Annotated in this window: 15 protein-coding genes; 10 read left to right on the top strand and 5 right to left on the bottom strand. The window is 68.9% G+C overall.

The window, feature by feature from the left end; translation table 11 throughout:
* Positions 1-42: 42 nt before the first annotated feature.
* Positions 43-1089, bottom strand: coding sequence for a LacI family DNA-binding transcriptional regulator (locus RS84_RS04120; protein WP_045256499.1), 1047 nt, complete (start codon positions 1087-1089; stop codon positions 43-45).
* 74 nt (positions 1090-1163) lie between these two features.
* On the opposite strand from RS84_RS04120, the gene RS84_RS04125 reads away from it, so the two are divergent.
* Positions 1164-2441 (top strand): FAD-binding protein, encoded by a 1278-nt coding sequence (locus tag RS84_RS04125; protein WP_045256500.1) that lies wholly within the window; start codon positions 1164-1166, stop codon positions 2439-2441.
* Between the two features lie 149 nt (positions 2442-2590).
* Here RS84_RS04125 and RS84_RS04130 read toward each other — a convergent pair whose 3' ends face one another.
* Positions 2591-3193, bottom strand: a complete 603-nt coding sequence (locus tag RS84_RS04130) for an HD domain-containing protein (RefSeq protein ID WP_045256501.1) — start codon at positions 3191-3193, stop codon at positions 2591-2593.
* Between the two features lie 768 nt (positions 3194-3961).
* Here RS84_RS04130 and RS84_RS04135 point away from each other — a divergent pair.
* The 3 genes from RS84_RS04135 (at position 3962) to RS84_RS04145 (ending at position 13442) form a co-directional block, all read left to right on the top strand.
* Positions 3962-6232: a glycoside hydrolase family 43 protein gene (locus RS84_RS04135; RefSeq protein WP_235281382.1), complete on the top strand. Its 2271-nt coding sequence runs from the start codon at positions 3962-3964 to the stop codon at positions 6230-6232.
* Between the two features lie 92 nt (positions 6233-6324).
* Positions 6325-9237, top strand: a complete 2913-nt coding sequence (locus RS84_RS04140; protein ID WP_052676201.1) for a carbohydrate binding domain-containing protein — start codon at positions 6325-6327, stop codon at positions 9235-9237.
* A gap of 215 nt (positions 9238-9452) precedes the next feature.
* Entirely contained in the window at positions 9453-13442 is a 3990-nt protein-coding gene (locus RS84_RS04145; RefSeq protein WP_052676202.1) for an Ig-like domain-containing protein, read from the top strand.
* A 45-nt stretch (positions 13443-13487) separates the two neighbouring features.
* Here RS84_RS04145 and RS84_RS04150 read toward each other — a convergent pair whose 3' ends face one another.
* Complete coding sequence (locus tag RS84_RS04150; protein WP_045256503.1) at positions 13488-14519, bottom strand: LacI family DNA-binding transcriptional regulator; 1032 nt, start codon at positions 14517-14519, stop codon at positions 13488-13490.
* Positions 14520-14641: 122 nt separating this feature from the next.
* Between RS84_RS04150 and RS84_RS04155 the strand changes: the two genes are divergently transcribed.
* From RS84_RS04155 to RS84_RS04175, 5 genes are all read left to right on the top strand, one after another.
* Entirely contained in the window at positions 14642-16735 is a 2094-nt protein-coding gene (locus RS84_RS04155; RefSeq protein ID WP_045256504.1) for a beta-galactosidase, read from the top strand.
* Positions 16732-17634, top strand: a complete 903-nt coding sequence (locus RS84_RS04160) for a carbohydrate ABC transporter permease (RefSeq protein WP_045256505.1) — start codon at positions 16732-16734, stop codon at positions 17632-17634. Before RS84_RS04155 ends, RS84_RS04160 begins: the two co-directional genes overlap by 4 nt.
* On the top strand, positions 17631-18530 hold the full coding sequence (locus RS84_RS04165) for a carbohydrate ABC transporter permease (protein WP_045256506.1): 900 nt from the start codon (positions 17631-17633) through the stop codon (positions 18528-18530). The genes RS84_RS04160 and RS84_RS04165 overlap by 4 nt, the downstream gene beginning before the upstream one ends.
* Positions 18531-18612: 82 nt before the next feature.
* On the top strand, positions 18613-19956 hold the full coding sequence (locus tag RS84_RS04170; RefSeq protein WP_045256507.1) for an ABC transporter substrate-binding protein: 1344 nt from the start codon (positions 18613-18615) through the stop codon (positions 19954-19956).
* An 80-nt stretch (positions 19957-20036) separates the two neighbouring features.
* Complete coding sequence (locus RS84_RS04175) at positions 20037-22454, top strand: RICIN domain-containing protein (protein ID WP_082062027.1); 2418 nt, start codon at positions 20037-20039, stop codon at positions 22452-22454.
* A gap of 28 nt (positions 22455-22482) precedes the next feature.
* On the opposite strand, the gene RS84_RS04180 is transcribed toward RS84_RS04175, so the two are convergent.
* Positions 22483-22974, bottom strand: a complete 492-nt coding sequence (locus RS84_RS04180) for a MarR family winged helix-turn-helix transcriptional regulator (protein WP_045256508.1) — start codon at positions 22972-22974, stop codon at positions 22483-22485.
* A 44-nt stretch (positions 22975-23018) separates the two neighbouring features.
* Between RS84_RS04180 and RS84_RS04185 the strand changes: the two genes are divergently transcribed.
* Positions 23019-24230 carry a serine hydrolase domain-containing protein gene (locus RS84_RS04185; RefSeq protein WP_200891969.1) on the top strand — a complete coding sequence of 404 codons (1212 nt, stop codon included), beginning with the start codon at positions 23019-23021 and terminating at the stop codon, positions 24228-24230.
* 19 nt (positions 24231-24249) lie between these two features.
* Here the strand turns inward: RS84_RS04185 and RS84_RS04190 are convergent, their stop codons facing one another.
* Positions 24250-25005: an alpha/beta fold hydrolase gene (locus RS84_RS04190; RefSeq protein ID WP_045256510.1), complete on the bottom strand. Its 756-nt coding sequence runs from the start codon at positions 25003-25005 to the stop codon at positions 24250-24252.
* Positions 25006-25170 lie beyond the last annotated feature (165 nt).

The following is a 25170-nucleotide window of genomic DNA, read 5'->3' on the forward strand; positions in this document are numbered from 1 at the left end:
ACGCAAGACCGAGATCCGGTCCCCTCGCGACCGAGCGCGGGCTCAGGGACGATAGCCGGCGGGAGACGCCGAGGTGCTCGCGCGGGTGACGAGCCGGTGCGGCAGCACGATGCCGCGCGGCGGCGACACGCGATCGTCCATCCGCGACTCGAGCAGGCCGAGCGCCGCCTCCGCGAAGGCGCCGAGGTCGAAGGCCACGGTCGTCAGCGACGGGGACGTGAACTCCGAGAGCTCGACGTCGTCGAAGCCGGTCACGATGACATCGTCGGGAACGCGGATGCCGGCGTCGTGCAGCGCGTGCATCGCCCCGAACGCGATCGAGTCGGTGAACGCGACGACCGCGTCGAACTCCACCTCGCGCGCGAGCAGCGTCCGCGCGGCATCCGCACCCCCGGCCATGGACCACGGCAGCAGGCTCACCTCGAGCCGCTCATCACGGGCGATCCCCGCCTCGCGCAGCGCGTCGTGCACGCCGGCGAGTCGCAGCCGGCTGGTCGCCGTCGCGAACGCGGGATCGGCGTCGGCCCCGAGCACCGCGATCCGCCTGGCGCCCTGGGCGATCACATGCCGCGTGGCCTCTGCGGCGGCCAGACGGCTGTCGATGCGCACGTGATCGGTCCTGTTCTGCTCCACCTCGCCGATCACGACGACCGGCGGCAGGCGGTCGGCGTACTTCACGACGCTGTCCTCGAGGCGGATGGGGTTCAGGATCAGCCCGTCGATCAGATGCGCCCTGGCACGCGAGAGCAGCTCCCTCTCCCGCTCGGGCTCACTCGCCGTCTCCTCGACCTGAACCGCGAGACCCCGCTCGTGCGCGGCGGCGACGATGCGATGCACGAGCTCGGCAGAGTAGGCCGTGCCCAGATCGGGCAGGGCGACGGCGATGATCCCGCTCCTGCCGTTGCGGAGGCCCCTGGCGCTCAGATTCGGCACGAAGTCGAGTTCGGCCATGGCCGCCTCGACCTTCGCCCTCGTCTCCTCCCGCACCGCGACCGTGCCCGTCACGACGTTCGACACGGTCTTCGGCGAGACTCCGGCGAGGGCCGCGACATCCTTCATCGTCGCGCGAGGAGAGGGCGGCGCAGTCATGGGGTCAGACTATCCCGGGTGCCCTGCGGCGGCCGTAACTTACAACGATGCAGGCCAGCGACTACGCTGGCGCCATGAGCATCGAGCGCAACTGGGCGGGAAACCTCGCGTACCGGGCATCCTCCGTCGAGCACCCCGAATCGATCGACGAGCTGCGCGAGCTGCTCGCCCGGGGAGGGCGCGTGCGCGTGCTCGGATCCCGGCACTGCTTCAACGACATCGCCGACACGACCGGCATCCTGATCGCCCTCGACCGGATGCCGCAGGTCTCCGAGGTCTCGCCGGCGGGTGACGCGGTGCGCGTGTCCGCGGGGCTCCGCTACGGCGACATCGCCCCGGCGCTCGAGGAGCAGGGCCTGGCGCTCGCGAACCTCGCGTCGCTGCCGCACATCTCCGTCGCGGGGGCCGTGGCGACGGGAACGCACGGGTCGGGCGACGGCATCGGATCGCTCGCGAGCGCGGTCCGCGCGCTCACGCTGATCACCGCCTCCGGACAGACGCTCTCCCTCGCGCGGGGCGACGAGGGCTTCGATGGCGCCGTCGTCGCGCTCGGCGCACTGGGCGTCGTCGTCGACCTCACGCTCGACGTCGAGCCGAGCTACCAGGTCGCCCAGCACGTGTTCGAGAAGCCGTCGTGGGACGCGATCCTCCGCGACCTCGGGGCCGTCACGGGCGCCGGGACCAGCGTCAGCATCTTCTCGACCTGGCAGCAGTCAGACGTCGCCGACCAGATCTGGATCAAGCAGCGCGTGGCAGCGACCAGGGCAGATGCTCGCGAGCTCGAGGCCGGCCGGGCGGCGCTCGCAGCCTCTCTCGGCGCCGCGCCTGCGGAGGGCAAGCGGCATCCGATCATCGGCGTCGATCCCGAGGCCTGCACGGACCAGGAGGGGGTCGCGGGCCCGTGGTTCCAGCGGCTGCCGCACTTCAAGCTCGAGTTCACGCCCTCGGCCGGAGCCGAGATCCAGAGCGAGTACCTGGTTCCTCGCATCGACGCCGTCGCCGCGATCGAGGCCGTGCGCTCGCTCGCCGACCGCATCGCGCCGCTGCTGCTCGTGAACGAGATCCGCACGGTGCGCGCCGACGACCTGTGGCTGAGCTCCTCGTATGGGACGGATGCCGTCGGCCTGCACTTCACGTGGAAGCCCGACGAGGTGGCCGTGCGTGAGCTGCTTCCGACGATCGAGGCCGCGTTGCCGGCATCCGCCCGCCCGCACTGGGGCAAGGTGTTCACTCTCGACGGCGCGGAGACGCGCTCCCGCTACCCGCGCTGGGACGACTTCGCGGCTCTGGTCGCGCGGCACGACCCGGAGCGCCGCTTCGTGAACGAGTACCTGGAGCGCCTGGGACTCTGACGCTCTGCGGTGTCACGCGGCGCCGCCGCTTCGCGCGGCTGACCTCCTGATCCGCGCATGAGATCCGCGTCCTCCGCGTGGGCCTCATGCGCAAAGCGGGAGGCCACGCGGGATTCCGGAGCTCGCGTGCGAATCGGGAACTCGCGGGGTCACACCCGCTCGAGCGGGTTCTTCGCGAGCTTGTCGATGACGCCGCCGTCGAGCAGACGCCTGGCATGGCTGTGCGGCTTGCGGGCCGCCTGCTCCTGCACGCCCGCGCCGAACTCCTCGGCGAGGCCGAGCCGCGGGTGCGCGGTGAGCACCTCGCGGCGGAACTCGAGCGGGATCTCCGCGTCGCGGCGGCCCGCGATGTCGAGACCCGTGGCGGTCTCGAGCAGGTAGCCCTCGAGATCGAACGCCGGGTCCACCTCGGGCCAGTTGTGGCGCACGATGACCTCGTTGATGCGGCGCCGGCGCTCGACGGGCCAGCCCGCGCCCGCTGCCATCGCCTCGCCGACATGGCCGCCGGCCTCTTCGTAGCCGAGAACGTGGTTGTCGAATGCGGGCGCGAGCCCGATGTCGTGCAGCAGCGCCGCCGCATAGAGCAGCTCGTGGTCGACGTCGGCGCGCCCCTCGACGACCGCGAAGGCCTCGGCCCACAGCCACGACCGCACGACGTGGTTGATCAGCGCAGGGGAGTGGTACTCGTGCATCAGCTCGCGGGCTCCCCGAGCGGCGGGGGTGTCGGGCACGGCGAAGTCGGAGATGCGCATGGGGCCAGAGTAGTGAACCGGCCCGCATCCGAATCGCGCGAATGGTGACAGGATCCGGCGGAATTCTGCCATTCGCGCGATTCGAACGAGAGGGAACGCGGTCAGCTCATGACAGGTCTTGCACTCACTGAATTGTTCCCGGTAACATCAGGCAGGCGGTTGACGTGGCAGTGCCAGTCTCAGTGGTCTCGTCGCACATATTGGTTCCCCCGTACCTCAAGGAGGAGAGTGCACTATGCGGTTTACGAAAACGATATCGGAACGCGGAGAGCGGTGATTCGCCGGGCACCACGCCTGAGCTGAACCGGACCTGATCGCCGCGAGCGCCATTCGCGCTCGACAGCGGTGCTCGGCGTGCCCGCGCACCTGCCGGGCGACAACCGCTTCCGTTCCCAGACCCAAAAGGAGACCGACGACGCGCCCGCGGTGATCGACCGCAGGCCGCGTCTCCGGTCGCACACGACACACCCCCGCCGAGGGCGGTCGGTGCAGCGGCATCCGTCGATACCGCTGTTCGAGCGCGCCCTCGGCGACCCAAGAAACAAGGAGTGAGCACATGACATCGCCACACACACACACGTCTCTCGGCATCGGAGGCGACCGGCATCCCGTGCCGCGGCGCTGCTCGGCGTCGCGGCCCTCATCGCGTCGTCCGTCACGGCCGCCGGCGCGAGCGCCGCATACGCCGACCCGGTCGGAAGCATCAGCGCCGCAGCGGTGACCGAGCCTCCGGCCGTGCCGGGGAATCTCCTGCCCGAGGGTCGCTTCGTGTCCGATTCGACCGGGTGGACGAACACCCGCGGCGGCACGCTCTCGCTCAGCGACGACGCCGCGAGCGGCGCGCACTCGCTGCAGGTGACGGCGCGCCAGAACACGCAGTCGGGCCCCTTCGCGAACGTCTCCGGCAAGATCGAGGTCGGCGCCACGTATCGCATGACCGGAAAGCTGAAGTACACCGCCGGCAACGCCACGCAGCAGTTCAACTTCACGTTCTGCCCCACGAACTTCAACGGGTGCGCCGACTACGGGCACACATTCACGCAGGGGGAGTGGGGCACGTTCTCGCAGCAGTTCACGGCCGAGGCCAAGCACGCCGCCGCCGGCTGGTTCTTCATCGAGACGCCCTGGGGCTCGAACGCGCTGCAGGACTTCGCGGTCGACGAGCTGTCGCTCGTGAAGATCGCGGACGCACCGGCGCAGCCGGCGTTCACGAGTCTCGAGAAGGTGCAGACCAAGCCCGTCGGCGACCACAACCCGCTCGTCGGGCACAAGTTCGGCGCCGACCCGCATCACCTCATCTACAACGGCCGCCTCTACATCTATTCCACGGATGACACGCAGCAGTACGAGGCCAGCAGCAAGGACGCGAACGGGCTGCCCACGCAGTCCAACGGCTACGGCGCGATCACGCGGCTGAACGTGATGTCGACCAGCGACATGGTCAACTGGGTCGATCACGGGTCGATCCCGGTCTCGCGCGAAGGCGGGGCCGCACCCTGGTCGCGCAACTCGTGGGCTCCGGCCGCGATCGAGAAGGACGGCAAGGTCTATCTCTACTTCTGCGACAACGGCAGCGGCACCGCGGTCGTCGTGGGCGGGTCGCCGCTCGGACCGTGGACCGATCCGCTGGGCAAGAAGATCATCCCCGACACCGTCTCGCCCGAGTACATCGCGGGAGGCGGCTTCCCCGCCGGCATGTGGCTGTTCGACCCCGAGGTGTTCATCGACGACGACGGCGAGGGCTATCTGTACTTCGGCGGCAACTCGCAGATCGGCACCGCACCCGACGTGCAGGGTCCGCAGAACCCGAAGTCGACCCGCGTGGTCAAGCTGAAGGACGACATGGTCACCCTCGACGGCGACCCCGTGGAGATCGACGGCCCCGGCATGTTCGAGGCGTCGAGCATGTTCAAGCACGGCGACAAGTACTACTACTCGTACTCGTCGAACTTCCAGGTGAACGAGGTGCCGGGTCAGTATCCCTCGCGCGGCGCGATCGCGTACATGATGACCGACGACCCGATGGACCTGACGGCGTCGGCCTATGCCGGCGTCGCCTTCCAGAACCAGGGCACGTTCTTCGGCGCGGGCAACGGCGGCAACAACCACTCCGACATGTTCACGTTCAAGGGTGAGACGTACTTCACGTACCACGCGCAGACGCGCGGTGCGGCGTGGGCGGCTGCGCTCGGCACGCCGGGGGCGACCCAGGGCTACCGCTCGGTGCACATCGACAAGCTCGAGTTCAACGCCGACGGCACGATCAAGCCGATCGTCGGCACTCGCGCCGGTGTCGCGCAGGTCGAGAGCTTCGACCCGTACCGCACCTTCGAGGCGGAGACCCTCGCCTGGCAGCTCGGCGTCAGCACGACGAAGACGGATGCCGCCTCGGTCGAGTTCCCCGAGCACAACGGCGGCGGCAACATGGTGCTGTCGAGCGTGGACGACGGCGACTTCGCCGCGCTCTCCGGGGTCGACTTCGGCGCGGGCGCGAAGTCTGTCTCGGCGCGGGTGAAGCCGCTGGTCGCCGGCGGCAGCATCCAGGTCCGCCTCGACGACGTCGACGGGCCGGTCGTGGCCGAGGTCGCCGTCGACGGCGCCCTGGGCGAATGGACGACCGTGCAGGCCGACGTCACGGGAGCGACCGGGGAGCACGACGTGTTCTTCGTCTTCGCCGCACCCGAGGGTGCCGCAGCGGATGCCGACCTCGTCGAGGTCGACAACTGGGCGTTCGCGGCCGCCGATGTCCTCGCGTTCTCGGCCGAGGTCACGACGCGGTGCGTCGCCGGCAAGAACCTGGTGCAGACCGTGCGCGTGCACAACGCGGATGCCGTTGCGATCACGTTCACGGCCGAGTCCGAGTTCGGGCGCCGCGACCTCGGCGTCGTGGAAGCCGACCGCGGCGGCTCCGCGTCGATCAACACGCGCAGGTCCGAGCTCGCGGCCGGAACGGTGACCGTCACGGCGACGGCCACCGTCGGCGGCGAACAGGTGCAGGTGTCGCGACAGGTCGCCACCCAGGCAGCATCCTGCGGCTGATGCACGGAGGGCCCGGGCGCCACCCGGGCCCTCTCGCCCATCCGATCGAGGGCCGCTCGGTGAGCGGCATACCCATCTCATAAGGAGTACTCGTGTCTTTTCCCCAGCGCGCGCTGAAGCTCGCTTCGCTCGCCGTGTCCGGCCTGCTGGCCGGCGTCGGCCTACTGGTGCCCTCGGCCGCGGCAGGAGCGGCGACCGATTGGAACCCCGAACCCTCATACACCTCGACCGATGCCGGTGACGGCACGTACACCGTGCCGGTTCTCAACTCCGACGTTCCCGACGTCAGCGTGGAGCGCGTACCGGCCGCCGAGAACGACGAGGGCCGCGACATCTATTACATGATCAGCACCACGATGCAGCTCAGTCCGGGGGCGCCGATCATGAAGTCCTACGATCTCGTCAACTGGGAGATCGTGAACTACGTGTTCGACCGGATGGACATCGGCGACGCGTACTCCCTGCGCAACGGCGCCAGCTCCTACGGGCAAGGGCAGTGGGCCTCCTCCCTGCGCTTTCACGACGGCACCTACTACGTGCTGGTCAACTCGCTCAACCTCGGCGGCGCGTTCATCTACCGCACCGACGACATCGAGAACGGGGCCTGGGAGCGCACATCGCTCGGCCGCAGCCTGCACGATCCCTCGCTGTTCTTCGACGACGCCCACGGCGGGACGCCCTACATCCTCTACGGAGGCGTGAACGCCGCTCGGCTGAACCCGACGCTCACCGCGATCGAGCAGGACTTCGCCGACATCATCCCCCGCAGCGAGTACGCCGACGAGAGCTACGTCGGCAGCACAGGGCTGTTCGAAGGCGCGCAGGCCTTCTACATCGACGGCTACTACTACGTGGTGATGATCACGTGGCCGTCGAGCGGCCGGCAGGTCGCGATGTTCCGGTCATCGGAACTGCTCGGACGCCTTGCCGAGACGCCTGCTCCCTACGAGTCGCGCGGCGTGCTCAACTCGAACGGCTTCGCGCAGGGCAGCCTCGTGCCGGTGGCCGACAGCGCAGGCAACGACACCTGGCAGGGGTTCTTCTTCCGCGACACCTTCCCGATCGGCCGCATCCCGGCGCTCATCCCCGCGACCTGGGCCGACGGCTGGCCGACGTTCGGCGACGGCGGAGTGGTGCCCGTGAACGGCTCCTTCCCCAAGCCGATCCGGCTCACGCCCGAGCAGGAGCGGTTCGAGCGGCAGAAGAGCGTGGTCGCCTCCGACGACTTCCGCAACGATGCACCGCACCGCGCCTATCAGGATCAGCAGTGGCAGATCCCGGAAGGCCCTCAACTCGATCAGTCGCTGATCGGCGTGGAGCTGCTGAGCAACCCCGGCGCGGAATCGGGCACGGACGGATGGATCGTGAACGACACGGCGACTCTCACGCCCACCGACGCAGCCCATGGCGGCGCCTCGGCGCTTGCCGTGACAGGGCGCACGACGACCGGTTCCGGCCCCGCGCAGGACATCACCGGCAGACTCCAGCACGGCGTCACGTACGACGTCTCGGCGTGGGTGAAGTACGACGACCCCGAGAGCCCTGCGACCAAGCCGTTCTACATCACCGCGCGCTTCGGCGGAGCATCCACGACCTACAAGAACCTGACCAGCGCGACCACGCTCACCCGCGGTCAGTGGGGCCTGGTGTCGGGGTCGTTCACCGTGCCGGACTCGCAGACCCTCGCCGACGTGCGTGTCTTCGTCGAGACGCCGTGGACGGCGGATCCCGCCGCGGCGCCGAAGGAGCACCTCATGGACTTCACGATCGACGACGCCTCTCTGGTCGGGCACCCCGTGGCGACCGAAGCGCCGGATCCTGCGGAGATCGCGCCGAACGGCTCGAATCTCGACCTCGTGTGGGAGTGGAACCACGCGCCGGACAACCGGTACTGGTCGCTGACCGATCGGGACGGCTGGCTGCGCCTCACGAACGGCAGGGTCGTCACCGGTGCCTACTCGCATCGGTCAGGCGGCGAGCTCACCTGGCTCGAGGAGGCGCGCAACACCCTGTCGCAGCGCACCTTCGGGCCGCGGCAGTCGGTCGAGACCACGCTCGACGTCTCGGGCATGAAGGACGGCGACGTGGCGGGGCTCGCGGCGTACAACCGCGACTTCTCGTACATCGCCGTCAAACGGATCGACGGGGTGAACACGGTCGGAGTCGTGCATCGCGGGCAGCCGTTCTCCGCGACGATCGATCAGGCCGCGGTGGAGAGCTTCCTCCCCGGTCGTTCGGCGGTCCTCGGAGACACTGCGCAGGTGCACCTCAAGGCGGATCTCGACTTCGCGAGCTCCCCTGGCCGGCTGTACACCGCGTTCTCGTACAGCCTCGACGGGATCACCTGGACGGCCCTCGGCGGTCCGGTCGGGCCGCTGAGTCTGGACGGGAGCCTCACCCACTTCATGGGGCACCGCGTGGGGCTGTTCTCCTACGCGACGCAGCAGACGGGAGGTCACGTCGACTTCGACGAGTTCCTCCTCAGCGACACGCTGACCGCGCAGGATCGTCCGCTGGACGAGAGCGCGCTCGACGCGGCGATCGCGCACGCCCGCTCGCTGGACGCGAGCGAGTATCCGGCGGACGCCTGGGCGAGTATGCAGGATGCTCTGGCTCAGGCGGAGACCGCGACGGCGTCGACATTCGGCACGCAGAACCAGATCGACGCGCCCGAGCGCGCGCTGAGCTATCAGCTGGCCCGGCTGGGAACGCTTCGCGAGGCTCCCGCCGCGCTCGACCTCGTCGTGTCGACGGGTTCGCGCTGCGTGGCGAACAAGGTGCAGCTGGTGGTCTCGGTGCGCAACGCGGATGCCGTGCCCGCCGAGGTCGCGATCGACACCCCGTTCGGGGCGAAGACCGTCGATCTCGAGCCCGGCAAGACGATCTCGCTTCCGTTCGCGGTGCGATCGTCGGCGCTCGCCGCGGGGGAGGTGCAGGTGACTGGCTCCGCGGGCGACCGCACGTACTCGGCATCCGCTCCGTACCTCGCCAGGAGCTGCGGCTGAGACCGTGATCCGCGCGCGAGACCCACGTCCTGTCGATGGGTCTCACGCGCGGATCGATGTCTCAGGCGCGAATTCCACCTGTTGATCGTTTCTGGTCGATACTGCAATCTTGGTAGCGCTAACAGCTAAACGATCGTAATCTGTTCCCGTTGTGTCCATACGGTCATGGTCGACCGTAACCGCACCGTCGCGGCAGGGCACCGGGAAGGGAAACGATGTTCCGTCTGAAAGCCTGCACGGCCGCTCTCTCCGCGCTGGTCGCGGTCACGTGCGTGATCGCCGCGGCTCCGCTTCCGGCATCCGCGGCACCGGGCGGAACCGCCGTGTCCGCCGTGCAGAGCGACGCCACCTACGACGTGGCGATCGACGCCACGAAGATCGCCGCCGACAACGTCAACGGCCTCACGTTCAAGGGCTTCGGCACGCTGTCGGCCAACAGCACGAGCGCGCTGCTCATGGACTACAAGGCACAGCAGCCCGAGAAGTACGCAGAGCTGCTGCACGTGCTCTTCGGCGGCGAGCATCCGCTCATGAACCAGGTCAAGATCGAGATGGGCGACGACCGCAACAACTCGACCGGCTCCGACGTCGCGACCATGCGCACGGCCGACGAGGAGGCGAACGTCACCCGGCACCCGGGATTCCAGCTCGCCGCCGACGCCTTCAGGATCAATCCCGACCTCAAGGTCAGCATCCTGCGCTGGAACGCCCCCGCCTGGGCGAACACCAACGACAAGATCTACCTCTGGTACAAGAACACGATCCTCGCCGCCTACCGCGAGTACGGCTACATGGTCGACTCGGTGAACCCCGGGGTCAACGAGCACGCGGCCGACCTGACATGGACCAAGGACTTCTCGAACCGGGTGCGCACCGACACGACCGGTTACGTGAGCCCGAACCCCGATCTCTCCGGTTTCCGCGACGGCGAAGCCGAGCTCTTCCACCGGATCAAGACCGTGATCTCCGACGAGGTGGGCACAGGCACCTTCGGCGACGAGATGGTGGCGGATGCCGCGCTCCGCGACGCCGTGCAGGTCGCCGGCTTCCACTACAACACCGACGACGACGGCGCCGGCAGCTTCAAGAAGCTCGCGCAGGAGTATGACATCGAGGTGTGGAACAGCGAGGCGCAGGCGACGTTCAGCAACTCCTCTTTCCGCCCCAACAACAACACGGCCGACCCGACGACGCCGGGCACAGGCTTCGGCGGCACCGGCAGCGCGCTCGAGATGGCGAACACGATCGTCAAGGGATTCGTGAACTCGAACCGCACGAACTTCATCTACCAGCCGGCGATCGCCTCGTTCTACGAGGGCGGTCAGTACTCGTTCAAGTCGCTCGTCAGCGCGAGCGACCCGTGGTCGGGGTGGATCCACTACGACGGCGCCCTCGCCGTGCTGCAGCACTTCACGAGCTTCGCGGAGACCGGGTGGGAGAACTCCGACAACACCGCCGGCATCTGGCGCGCAGTGCCCTCGGCCAGCGCCACGACGGCGACCGGCACCAACCCGGTGAACGGCCGCAACGGCCTGCAGAACTACATGACGCTGGCGGCGCCCGACGGCTCCGACTTCTCGACCGTGTTCGTGAACGATTCCGAGAAGACGATCAGCTACCGCGTCACCCCGTCGAACTTCACCTTCGACGCCGCGCAGAGGCTCGCGGTCTGGGAGACCAGGGCGGCGGACGCCGGAGAGCCGTTCAACGCGAACTACAAGCAGCACGTCGGCGACGTGCAGGCGGATGCCGGTGTCTACACGGTCACGGTGAAGCCGTTCTCGATCGCCACGGTGACCACTCTCGACGTCTCGGGCGATGAGCACTGGACGGCGCCGCTGCCGGTGGAGGGCGAGCGCACGGTGCTCGACGAGGGCGCCGCGGACGGCGATCTGTGGAGCGACGACTTCGACTACTCCGACCGCACGGTCGCGGTGTTCGATGAGAACGGCGAGCCCACGGCCGAGACCGAGCCGTTCATCGCCTCGCGCGGTGGCGACACCGGTGCGACGCCCCTCTACACCTGGGACCGCAACGGCGCCTTCGAGGCGTACAAGACCGCCGATGCCGGATACGTGCTCAGGCAGCAGATCGACCGCACCACGACCGGCGTCGGCGGGGCCTGGAACAACGGAGACCCGATCACCGCGGTCGGCGACCGGCGCTGGACGAACTACACGGCCTCGGTCGACGTGCGCTTCGAGCGCGCCGCGGCATCCGACAACTACGCCGCGATCGGCGCGCGCTCGAGCGGCGGCAGCAACTCGCACACGCTGAACGGAACGCCCTACGCGCTGCGCCTGAACTCGGCGGGCACCTGGGTGTTCCAGCGGAGCGGCACGCAGATCGCGAGCGGCACCGTCGCGGGCACCTGGTCGGCATCCGCCTGGCACACGCTGTCGATCACCGCGACCGGCGGCCGGATCGTCGGAGCCGTCGACGGCACGCAGGTGTTCGACTGGACCGACGCGAATCCGTATCTCTCCGGCTACGTCGATCTCGCCAGCGGCTTCTACAACACGCAGTTCGACGACCTGCGCATCGCCTCCGTCGACGGATGGATGCCCGCCTACGGCGAGTACCTCGACGGGCTCGAGATGAACGACCTCTCGTCGACGCCCCAGACGAAGCTCGTCTACGACGGCGGCTGGACGCACGCGAACGGCGGCGGGATGTTCGAGTACCAGCGCTCGCTGTCGCGCAACACGGCCGCGGGCTCGGGCGTGAGCTACACGTTCACGGGATCGGGAGTCGATCTGCTCGCCCCCGGCGACGGGTCGGCGCGCCTCGACGTCACGGTCGACGGGCAGAAGCTCGTCCGGGGCGCCGCGACGCAGGCGGCGGGTTCGTTCCAGGCGGCGTACTCGCTGCGCGGCCTCCCGTGGGGCGAGCACACCGTGCGCTTCGAGGTGGTCTCGGGCACGCTCGCGCTCGACGCCGTGGCCGTCGCGAGCACGGCGGCCGCGGGAACCGCGCCGACAGCGTCGCTCGCGGATGCTGTGGACGACGCATCCGCCATCACCCGCACCGAGGACTACACCGACGCCGACTGGGCGCTTCTCCAGGAGACGCTCGCCGACGCGCGGGCCGCGGTCGATGACCCCGCCGCGTACCGCCTGGACGGCGAAGGCGCGCTGCAGCTCGCGTCGCGTCTGCGCACGGCATCCTTCCCTCTCGCCGCGCAGATCTCCTCGCTTCCGCAGCCCACGCTCGCGACGACGGCCGGAGAGCCTCCAGCGCTGCCCGGGACGCTCGCGGCGACCATGGCCGACGGCAGCACGCACGAGGTGCCGATCACCTGGAACCTCGACGGCGTCGACTTCTCGGCGACGTGGGGCACCGTGGCGGTGACCGGATCGTACGGCTCGGCGACGACGACGGCCCGCGTCGAGGTCGTGCCCGCGGAGACCGTGTTCTTCGCCGACGTCAACGGCACCGCATCCGGCTCTCTCGGATACGACTCGCCGGCGTATCTCGCCGTGAAGGGTCTGCTCGGCGATCAGCTGATCAACGGCACGCCAGACCAGAAGCTGGCCGATGGAGCATCATGGGGGCACTGGGGCAAGAACGCGGCGGGCAGCAGCGTCGTCAACTACAAGGGCATCGTCGCGGGGCCCTACTCGAAGACCTCGACGACGGGCATCTACACGAGCGATCAGGTCGGCGCATCGCTCGGATATACGCTCACGCTTCCCGCCGGGAAGCACACCATCACCGCCGGGTCGTACTCGTGGTGGGCGAGCAACTCCCGCACGGCGAACGTCTCGCTCACGTACGACGGGCAGACGCACCAGGTGGGCACGGTCACGCTGAACTCCGCGAGCCCCTCGCAGGTGCTGAGCTACGACATCGAGCTGGCCGCTGAGGGCGCCGTGACCCTGTCGCTCACGGCGACGAACGCGCAGTCGCCCATGCTGTCGTGGGTCGCGGCGACCGGCGACGTGCTGCCCGAGCCGTTGACCTCGACGGTCGCGACGCGCTGCGTGGCGGGCAAGGTGGTGCTCGCGGCGACGGTGACGAATCCGCGAGCCGAGGCGGCCACGATCGACGTCGCCTCGCCCTACGGCGCGAAGTCCTCGGTGTCGGTCCCGGCAGGAGCGTCGAAGACGGTGACGTTCTCGACTCGGCTCGCGTCGGTGCCGACGGGGGTGGTGACGGTGACGGATGCCGCTGATGCGGCGTTCGCGGCGAAGACCTGCGGGTAGCGGCGACATCCCGGTTTCCGCGTGACGAAGACGGGACTTGCCCCCTCAGCGCGCGGCCGGCGCCGGCCCTGTCGATTCGCGGATGACCGGCCGCGGTGTGTCAGGGGCCTCCGGCGCAGCGCCGAGCGGGTCGGTGCCGTCGATGCGCTGGAGAAGCCCCCGCACGGCATCGCGCCCCTGCGACCTGAAGTCCAGACGCACCGTGGTGAGCGCGGGCGTGAAGTAGGCGGCCTCAGGGGTGTCGTCGAGGCCGGTGACGCTGACGTCCTCCGGCACGCGCAGCCCCCGCGCGTGCAGGGCGTGCATCGCACCGAGAGCCATCTGGTCGTTGGCGGACACGAACGAGGTGGGCAGCTCGTCGTCCGGCACGGCCATGACGAGCTCGTGGGCGGACTTCGCCGACCAATCGCCATGCAGGATGCCGCGTGAACGGAGTCCACGCCGCGTGATGGCCGCCTCGTAGGCGTGCAGACGGTTTCGGGCCGCCGCCCAGTCCTCGGGGCCGGCGATGTGCGCGAACGAGCGGTGCCCGAGGCCGGCGAGGTGTCCGACGAGGTCGTCGATGCCGTGCGTCGCCGCGCGGGCGGCGTCGACAGATTCCGGCTCGTCGGTCTCGCTCGCGATCACGACGGGCACGGTGAAGGCGGTCTGCTCGAACACTTCGCGGATGCCGTCGGTCGAGGCGAACGCGACGATGCCGGCGAGGTCGTACTGCAGCAGCATCCGCAGCGCCTCGGCGATCTCCTCGGCGTCGCCCATGTCGACCGTGAACACGTCGAGCAGGTAGCCGGCCTCGCGGGCGGCGGCCGTGGCACCCTGGATGACGGTGGCGGGACCCACCTGGTGGAGCTCGTGCGTGAGGGCGCCGATGCGGGTCGATCGTCCGGTGATGAGCGCGCGGGCCGAGAGGTTGGGCGTGTAGTCCAGCACCTTCATGGCGGCGCGGATCTTCTCTTTCGTCGACGCGCGCATGTCCATGCCCCGCACGAAGCGGCTGACCGACTGGTGCGACACGCCTGCCTCGCGGGCGATGTCGTAGATGGTCGCCTTGCGCCGTGGGGCCTGAGAATCCGGCATCCGCACCTCGTCTCGAAGAATCTCGATCCGGCTCTTGCGTTCCGGACTGTTATCGAGAACAATAACACTCGACCCAAACTGTTATCGAGAACAGTTCGAGTGACATCACCGGAGATCACCGCATGACCGCAACGAAGCCCGCACTGCCAGCCGAGGTCCTCTTCGGCGTCGCCTATTACCCCGAGTACCACCAGTCCGACCGCCTGATCGAGGATCTCGATCTCATGGTCGCGGCCGGGATCACGGTGATCCGCATGGGGGAGTCGGTGTGGTCGACCTGGGAACCACGCGACGGCGAGTTCGACCTGGAGTGGATCACCCCCGCTCTCGACGAGGCGCATGCGCGCGGCATCCGCGTGATCCTGGGCACGCCCACCTACGCCGTCCCGCCCTGGCTGCAGAGCGCCAACCCTGAGATCGCGGCGGAGCGGCGCACCGGCGAGCGGGTCGCCTGGGGTGCCCGCCAGGAGATCGACTACTCGCATCCGGCCTTCCGCTTCCACGCCGAGCGGGTCATCCGCCGCATCATGGAGCGACACGCCGCACACCCGGCCGTCATCGGCTTCCAGGTCGACAACGAGCCGGGCCTGGAGCTCCTGCACAACCACGGCGTGTTCACGGGCTTCGTCCGCTGGCTCAAGAAGGCCTACGGAGACGTCGAGACTCTCAACCGCGAATGGGGGCTCACGTACTGGTCCCACCGCATCGACGACTGGAGCGAGCTGTGGCGCCCCGACGGCAACACGTTTCCGCAGTACGACCTGGCCTGGCGGCGATATCAGGCTCAGGTGACGGCCGACTTCATCGCGTGGCAGGCGGGCATCGTGCGCGAGTACTCCCGACACGACCAGTTCGTGACGACCTGTCTGCAGTATCCGCGACGCGGAGTCGACGACCGCACGGTCTTCGAGGCGCTCGACATCACCTCGGGCAACCCTTATTACGGGATGCAGGACCGGCTCGATCGCGCGGCCGAGCTCGATGCCCTCAACTACTGGACCACGTCGGGTGTCGCGGGCCTGTTCCGCCAGGGTGACCGGATGTACTCGTCCAAGCAGGAGCGCTATCTCGTCACCGAGACGAACGCGCAGGCGATCGATGCGGCCGAGAGCAACTTCCCGCCGTACCCCGGGCAGCTGCGGCAGGCAGCCTTCGCGTTGATCTCGAGGGGGGCGGCGATGATCGAGTACTGGCACTGGCACACGCTGCCGTACGGAGCAGAGACATACTGGGGCGGCGTGCTGCCGCACAGTCTGATCCCCGGTCGGGTGTACCGCGAGGTGAGCGGGATCGGCGCGGAGCTCAAGGCCCTCGGCGACGCCCTCGACGGGTACGTTCCGGACGCCGACGTCGCCGTGCTCTGGTCGACCTCGAGCCGCTATGCGATGCAGTTCATGCCACCCTTCGCGAAGGACGGGCGCCCGGATGACGAGTCGTACGAGCGCATCGTCGACGCCTTCCATCGTGGCGTGATCGACGCGGGGGCCCAGGCGCGGATCATGCACCTCGAGCAGGCGCGCGTGCTCGGCGCGGAGGAGCTGCTGCGGCACCCTGTGGTGATCGCGGCCGGTGCGTACATCGCGACCGATGAGGACATCGCCCTCCTGCTCGAGTACGCCCGCCTCGGCGGACACCTGATCCTCGGGCCGCGCACCGCGTACGCCGACGACGAAGCCCGCGCCCGGGTGGCTGTGGCGCCGGCAGGGCTGGCTGCCGCCGCGGGCGTGAGCTACGAGGAGTTCTCGAACCTCGAGCAGCCGGTGCCGGTCGACGTCGGGGGCGCCGTGCGCCTCGCAGACGGCGCGCGTCTGTGGGCCGACGGCCTGATCGCCACGGCCGCAGAGGTCGCCGCGCGCTACGCCCACCCTCGCTTCTCGGACTTCGCCGCGGTCACCACCAACCGGCACGGAGCCGGCCGGATCACGGTCGTGGGCACGGTGCCTTCACCGGATCTCATCGCCCGCATCGTGTCCGACGCGATCGGGGCGCCGAGCTTCGGCATCCTCGAGTCTCGGCCTGACGCGGTCACGGTCTCCTCGGGCGCAACGGACGAGTCGCGCTTCTGGTTCGTCTTCAACTGGGGCTGGGAGCCGCAGGTGGTCGCGCTCGCAGCGCCGGCCTCCGATGCGTTCACGGGGGAGCCGGCCGGCGGTTCGATCGAGCTCCCGGCGTGGGGCGCGCGCGTGCTGCGCACGGAGAAGGAGCAGGCGCGATGACGGTGGAGACGGATGCCGGTGCGTTCCGCCGCCCGCGTCGCGAGTGGCGCGGCTGGCAGTTCGCGGGTCCGTTCGCGGTGGTGTTCCTCATCGTGTTCATCGCCCCGCTGGCCTACGCGCTGTATCTGAGCCTGTTCCAGAATCGGCTGATCGGCGGCAACAGCTTCGTCGGCGTCGACAACTACGTCGCGGTGCTGAGCGATGCGCAGTTCTGGGACGGATTCGTGCGCGTGCTCCTGTTCCTGCTGGTCCAGGTGCCGATCATGCTGGTGCTCGCGCTGATCGCGGCGCTCGCGATCGACAGCGCGCGACTGTACGCGTCTGGGCTGTTCCGCATGGTCATCTTCCTGCCCTACGCGGTGCCGGCCGTCGTCGCGGTGCTGATCTGGGGCTTCATGTACGGCAGCAACTTCGGCCTCGCGGCCGATCTCAACGATCTTCTCGGGGCCGATGTCATCCGTCCCTTCTCGGCCTCATGGATCCTCGCGTCGATCGGCAACATCGTGACGTGGGAGTTCGTCGGCTACAACATGCTGATCTTCTACTCGGCGCTCAAGACGATCCCGGTCGACCTGTACGAGGCGGCGGAGATCGATGGGGCGCGGGGCTGGCAGGTGGTCAAGGCGATCAAGCTGCCCGCCGTGCGCGGAGCGATCGTGATCGCGACGATCTTCTCGATCATCGGCTCGTTCCAGCTGTTCAACGAGCCGAACGTGCTGAAGCCCCTGGCCAACAACGTGATCACGTCGTACTTCACGCCGAACATGTACGCCTACAACCTGTCGTTCGCCGGACAGCAGTACAACTACGCCGCAACCGTCGCGATCGTGATGGGGCTCATCACCGCGATCATCGCGTACGTCGTGCAGCTGCGCGGCACCCGCAAGGAGGACCGATGACCACCGCGCTGCGCACCGTCAACCCGAAGGCGCGGTCGCGCTTCTCCGTCGCGAAGCCGCGCAAATCTGTCGCGCTGACGGTGGTGATGCTGCTGTTCCTGATCTATGCGCTGGTTCCCCTGGCCTGGCTGGTCATCAACGCGACCAAGGAGCAGGCCGACCTGTTCAGCTCGTTCGGCCTGTGGTTCGGAGACCGCTTCGCACTGTGGGACAACATCGGCGCCACGCTCACATACCGCGACGGCATCTTCGTGCGCTGGCTCGGCAACACGCTGCTGTACGTGATCGTGGGCGCCGGCGGTGCCACGCTGCTCGCCACGCTCGCCGGGTATGCCCTCGCGAAGTACGCCTTCCCGGGGCGCAGAGCGTACTTCGCGGTGGTGCTCGGCGCCGTCGCGGTGCCGGGTACGGCGCTGGCGGTGCCGACGTTCCTGCTGTTCAGCCAGATGGGGCTGACGAACACGCCGTGGGCGATCATCATCCCGTCGCTGATCAGCCCGTTCGGGCTGTATCTGATCTGGGTGTACACGATCGATTCGGTGCCGACGGAGCTGCTTGAGGCGGCGCGGTTGGACGGGGCGAGCGAGATGCGCACGTTCTTCACGATCTCGATCCGCCTGCTCGCCCCCGGCATCGTCACCGTCGCGCTGTTCTCGATCGTCGCGACGTGGAACAACTACTTCCTGCCGCTGATCATGCTGTCTGACCCCGCCTGGTACCCGCTCACCGTCGGCCTGAACCAGTGGAGCGCCCAGGCATCGGGGGTCGCGGCTGAGCCGATCTACAACCTGGTCATCACCGGATCGCTCCTCACGATCATCCCGATCGTCGCGATCTTCCTGTTCCTGCAGCGCTTCTGGCAATCCGGCCTCAGCGCCGGAAGCGTCAAGCAGTGAGCCGACTCCCGGACGAGCCCGATCCGTCCGGAACACCCAAGGGTGTCCTGCACCCGCACACGATGAAGTGAAAGGCACGCACATGCACGACAAGAACTCACGGCGCACCCGTCTGGTCGCCGGTCTCGCCCTCGCGGGGGTCGCCGCGCTCTCCCTCGCAGCCTGCTCGCCGGCAGGTGGCACCGGCGGCGGGGGCGGCACGGCATCCGATCTCGATGCCGCCCTCGAGAAGGGCGGCGAGATCACGTACTGGACCTGGACGCCCTCCGGCGAGGACCAGGCGAAGGCGTTCATGAAGGAGTACCCGAACGTCACGGTCAAGGTAGTCAACGCCGGCACGGCCACCGACGAGTACACGAAGCTGCAGAACGCGATCAGCGCCGGATCCGGCGCACCCGACGTCGCGCAGATCGAGTACTACGCCCTGCAGCAGTTCGCGCTCTCAGACGGGCTGCTCGATCTGAGCGGCTACGGACTCGCCGACCTCGAAGACGAGTACACGGCGTCGACCTGGTCGGCCGTGAACCTGAACGGCGGTCTGTACGGACTGCCGCAGGACTCGGGCCCGATGGTCATGCTGTACAACGAGGACATCTTCGACCAGTACGGACTGCAGGTCCCCACGACGTGGGACGAGTACGTCGCAGCAGGTGAGGCGCTGCACGCAGCAGACCCGTCGAAGTACATCACGAACGACGCCGGCGACCCCGGCTTCGCCCAGCCGCTGATCTGGCAGGCGGGCGGCCGGCCCTACAAGACCGACGGCACGAAGGTCACGATCGACCTGCAGGACGCAGGCACCAAGAAATGGGCCGACACCTGGAATCGGCTGCTCGAGCCCGGGCTGCTGTCACCCATCGCGACCTGGACGGACGACTGGTGGAAGGGCCTGGGCAACGGCTCGATCGCGACGCTCATCACCGGGGCGTGGATGCCGGGCATCCTCGAGGGCTCGGTGCCGGAGGGCGCCGGTCAGTGGCGCGTCGCTCCGCTGCCGAGCTACGACGGCTCGGCGACGACGGCCGAGAACGGCGGCAGCGCGCAGTCCGTGGTCAAGCAATCCAAGAACCCGGCACTCGCCGCCGCTTTCCTGCGGTGGTTGAACAGCTCGGACGAGAGCATCGACGTGTTCCTCGGCAGCGGAGGCTTCCCGTCGACGGTGGCGCAGCTCAACGACGACGAATTCCTCAACGCGACGCCGGAGTACTTCGGCGGCCAGGAGATCAACAAGGTGCTCGTGGACGCATCGCAGAACGTCGCGGAGGGCTGGGAGTACCTGCCGTTCCAGGTCTACGCGAACAGCGTGTTCCCCGACACCGTGGGCCAGGCCTACAACGACCGCAGCGACCTCAACGCCGGTCTCGAGGCATGGCAGAAGAACCTCGTCGGCTACGGCAGCAATCAGGGCTTCGACGTCAACAAGTAGCACCGGGCGGCCCGGGCGGGAGACCGCCCGGGCCGTTCTCGATCACATCTCGAAATACTCACCACCTCGAAGGAGAGGCAATGAAGACGACGAAGTCCCGACCCCTGCGACGGATCTTCGGCGCGCTCGGTGCGACCGCAGCGCTGCTCGGCGCATCCCTCGCCCCCGTCGCGACCGCCCAGGCCTACGACGCGGCCCCCGGCACAGTGGCTGCTCTCGGCTCGGACCCGTGTCTCAAGGGCCGCGGCAACTGCATCATCTATCCCAAGTCGACGCAGCTCGACAGCGGCCGTCTGCTGATGGCCTACGAGAAGTCGACCGTGCCGGCATCCGGCTCCGCCGTCGGGCAGACGCTGCCCGTGATGAAGAGCGACGACGACGGCGAGACCTGGCAGCCGCTCGCCGAGGTGGCGGCCCCGGCCTTCATGTCCGACGACCCGGCCGTCGCGAAGTACACGAGCAACTGGACCAATCCCTACCTCTACGTGCTGCCGCAGGACGTCGGGTCGCTCTCCGCAGGCACCGTGCTGCTCGCGACCGTCGTCTCGGGCGAGGACGAGTACTACGTGGAGCGCAAGGCCGCCGATCCGAACTGGGAGCCCACGAACGACGGCGACCGGCGCGATCTGGCGATAGCGCTCTACGCCAGCACCGACGAGGGCCAGGACTGGTCGTTCGTCGACATCATCGCCACCGGAGGATGGCAGGGCGGCTCGGCCGGCAACATCGGTTCGGCGATCTCGGCGAAGAACACGGCCAGACAGGTCGACCCGCTCTGGGAGCCGCACCTTCTGGCACGCGACGGGATGCTGGTCGCCTACTACTCCGACGAGAACGACTACACCGGGTACGACCCCGCGACGGGCGTGCCGGCGCTCGCCGCCGACAACGATACAGCGCCGGACTCCGGCAACCAGATCCTCGTGCATCGCACCTGGGACGGCACCGCAGCGTCGTGGAGTGCACCGGTCGTGGATGTGTCCGGCGGCAGCCGCTCGATGCCTGACGGCAGGACCGTGATCGGCCAGGGGCGTCCGGGGATGACCACGGTCGCCGAGACGAGCGACGGCCGGTGGTTCCTCACCTTCGAGTACTTCGGCGGAGGCGACAACGTGCGCTACAAGATCGCCGACGACCCCATGGGGTTCTTCCGAGACGGGGACGCCGACGGCATCCCGATCTCGACGCTTCCGGTCGAAGCGGGCAGCAGGACGCTCTCGACAGGCGGCAGCCCTGTCATCACGACGCTTCCCGACGGGCGGATCGCGTACAACGCGTCGGGCAGTGGGAGCGTGTGGGTGAACGCCTCAGGCTCGAGCACCGGGCAGTGGGTGCAGTATCAGACCACCGTCGGCGGCGGATACAGCCGGACCATGCAGTACGTCGAGGGCACCGGCCGCCTCGTGATCCTGCATGCCACCTGGGGAGGTGCGACCGCGGGTTCGGTGATCCAGCGCGCGCACGTCGACATCGGGCGGAGCGAAGGTGCGTACTACCAGCTCGTGAACCGCAAGACCGGCCAGGTGATCGGAACCGGCGGGCACAGCAACGATGCGAACCTCGGAGCGCGCGATGTCCCCGATGTGCGGCTCGAGACGGCGCGGGCGGGGGATGCCACGCAGCTCTGGCACCTCGCCACCAAGCCGGACGGCACGAAGACCCTGCTCAACGCCTCGGGCGGCCGGGCGGCCGCCATCTGGACCGGCAGCGCGACGGCCGGTCAGCGGATCGGGCAGTGGGTCGACGAGGGGAGCACCGGACCGTGGATCGTCGTGGATGCCGGCGCAGGGCGGATGAAGCTGCAGGCCGCGAAGAACGCGACGCTCCTGATCACCGGGTCGACGACGGATGCGTTCCTCACCTTGCAGAACGCGACGACAGACGGCTCCCAGGAGTGGGAGCTCGTGCAGCAGGCACCGGCATCCGCGGCTTTGACCCCGGTTCGAGCATCCGCCGATCTGGTGCCGGCAGACACGGTCGCAGCGGGGGCGACGATCACGATCGACGCGTCGGTCGCGTTCGCCTCGGGCGCTCCTCGACACGCATCCGCGGTCGGGACCGCCTACCTGCTTGACGAGGCGGGGGTGGCGCGGCTCGTAGGGTCGGTGCAGCTGGACGCTCAGCAGCGCGGGAGTCTGACGCTTCCCGCTGACCTGACGCCGAGTGCGGATCTCCGGCTCGCGGTGCAGTTCGACGAGTCGCCGCTGGTATGGGACGCGTTCGCGGTCGCCACGACCTCGCCCGCGCCGCTCACCGCCGAGGCTTCCCCTCGATGCGTCGCGGGCAAGGTCGTGGTGGCGGTGACTGTGACAAACCCGCGTGCGGACGCCGTGACGGTGGATGTGACGACGCCGTACGGAGCGAAGCCCGCGGTGAAGATCGCCGCCGGGGCGGTGAAGGCCCTGTCGTTCTCGACCCGGCTGGCGTCGGCGCCGGCGGGCATCGTGACAGTGACGGATGCCGCGGACGCGGCGTTCGCGGCGAAGACCTGCGGCTGATGAGTCCTGCGTCGCGCGGGATCGGCTGTCAGCGGGTCCCGCGCGACGCTCTTGCCCCCGCACTCTGCTCCGGTGGTCCGGACGCGAGGCGCTGGAGGTCGGATTTCAGGGCGGTGAAGCGCTCGCTTCCGATCAGGTCACGCAGGCCCGCCTCGATGCTCGCCGCGATCTCGTCGGAGCGACGCATCTGTCGCAGCCCTCGTTCGGTCGGGACGATGAGCTTCGCCCGTCGGTCGGCCGGGTCGGGCTGCCGGGTGACGTAGCCGAGAACCTCCAGCTCCTCGACGAGCTTGCTCACGACCTGCTTGTGGGCACCGGATCGCTGGGACAGGTCCACGGCGCGGCTGCCCTCTTCGTCGAGGTGGGCGAGCACGGCCCCGTGCTGCGGTCGAAGATCGCCGAAGTCCTCGTCCGCGAGTCTGTCGAACATCGCCCGCTGGAAGCGATGCAGCATCCGCGCGGCGAGGATCCCGATGTCGGGCTCCTGGCTCTTCCGAGCGCTGCGGCTCTGTCTCGCCATTTAGTCACCTTTCTTGACTGTCACTGAATATGACTATATTCTACGTGACGAGGCGCCGATGGTCGAGCGCCGGCGAGAGGTGGATGATGATCGTGTCTGCAGCCGAGATCCAGGGGTGGACGTCTATCGGGTTCGCGCCCCTTCGCGACGCGCTCACGGAAGCGGCCGCGAACGAGCCGGGGCTTCAGGCCCAGCTCGCGGTGTACCACCGGGGGCGGCCCGTCGCCGACCTGTGGACCGGGGGACTGATGACCGGAGACACGCTTCTCGCGCTGTTCTCGACCGGCAAGGGGGCGGCGTTCCTCGTGCTGGCACTGCTCGTGCAGGACGGGGTGATCGAACTCGACCGACCCGTGGCGGAGTACTGGCCCGAGTTCGCGGTCGCCGGCAAGGACCGGATCACGGTGCGCCAACTCGCCGCACACCAGGCGGGGCTCATCGGCGTGCCAGGCGGGTTCACGGTCGACGAGCTCTCCGACGACCGTCGGCTCGCCGAGCGCCTCGCCGGCCAGGAGCCGTGGTGGGCGCCGGGCACCGCTCACGGCTATCACGCGTTCGTCATCGGCGCCCTGGTCGGCGAACTCGTGCGCCGGACCACCGGCCAGACGCTGCAGGAGGTCTTCGACGCGCGCATCCGCCGGCCCCACGATCTCGACTTCCATCTCGGCCTCCCGGTCGCGGAGGAGCCCAGGTTCCTCGAGGCTGCGCCGCTGACCGCCGCCGAGCGGGGTGCGACCCCACGGCCACCGGCGGATTCGCTCACCGCGATCGCCTTCAACCTCCACGCCCCGGAGCCCACCGATCTGGTCGCATTCGGGAACGATCCGGTGGTGCACAGGCGCGGGCCGGCCTCATCGGGGAGCATCGGGACGGCCCGCGGCGTGGCCCGCATGTACGCGGCCGCGACGACCGGCATCGACGGCGGGCGGCCGCTGCTCGCTCCGGAGACCATCGAGGAGTTCACGCGCCCCCACGGCAGCGGCGTCGATCTCGTGACGGGGGAAGCCGGCCATTTCCTTCTGGGCTTCGAGGCGCAGGCGTCCCGCTATCCCTCGCTGAGCCCCCGCGCGTTCGGGCACAGCGGCGCCGTCGGAGCGCAGTCGTTCGCAGATCCGGAGACGGGCATCGCCTACAGCTATGCGCGCCGGAGATTCGCCTTAGGCGGCGGAGGCGGCGCTGCCGAGAACCGTGGGCTCGTGAGCGCTGTCACTCGACTTGCCGAGGTCGTGGACAGTCCGGCACACGCCGTGCGCTGACCGGGCGTCGCACCCGCTGTCAGAATCGCCCGGCGATCGCCGCAGCGAAGGCGTCGGGATTGTCGAACATGACGTTGTGCCCGGCATCGGGCACTGTCACCACTCGCACGCCGGCGGCTTCCAGCCCCTCCCGGCCCTCGAGTGCCCCTGTCTGCTCCCCCTGGAGATAGATGCGATCGATCGCGGCCTCCTCGAGGATGGTGCGCATCATCGGCTCGGAGCCCTTCCGGAGGCCGACCGCCGTGCGGTACAGGGCTCGCGGGTCGGTCAAGCGCATCGTCGCGGCCCATTCCGGACCCACTCGCTCCAGCACCCGCGCGAACTCGCTGTCCACGAACTCGTCCTCGTCGAACGCGGCGATCCCGCTGCTCCCCGCTGAGGGCGGAGGGAACGGGTCGAGATTCGCCTCGGTGAGCACCAATCGGGACACCAGATCGGGCCGGCGGTGCGCGAGCACGAGAGCCACTGCACCGCCCATGCTGTGGGCGATGAGCTCAGCCGCGGCGACGCCCGCGTGGTCCATGGCTGTGGCGACCGCGTGAGCGTGGTCGTCCAGCGTGTAGCCGAAGTCGGCGGGACGATCGCTGATCCCATGGCCGGGAAGATCCAGGAACAGGCTGCGGCGGCCGCACAGCTCCGGGCGTGCGGCGACATGCGCGTGATACACCGCGGACATGGAGCCCAGGCCGTGCAGGTACACCCGCGCGGGTTCTGCTCCTGGCACCTCGGTCCACCGGATGCGGCTTCCGGCGTGGTCGAATTCCACCTGACGCATGGCACTCTCCTGTCTCTTCCTGCAAGCCAGGGCTCGCGGCGCACGGAGACGCGTGCGAACCAGAGAACATCTTCGCGAATCCCACGTGCCGACACGCCGAGCGGGAGGGCTGGTCGCGCGCATTCGTCTCGATCTGCAGGTTCCGCCTGACTTCGTCACGTGAGT

This window comes from Microbacterium hydrocarbonoxydans, assembly GCF_000956475.1.
In the GTDB taxonomy this organism is placed as follows: domain Bacteria; phylum Actinomycetota; class Actinomycetes; order Actinomycetales; family Microbacteriaceae; genus Microbacterium; species Microbacterium hydrocarbonoxydans_A.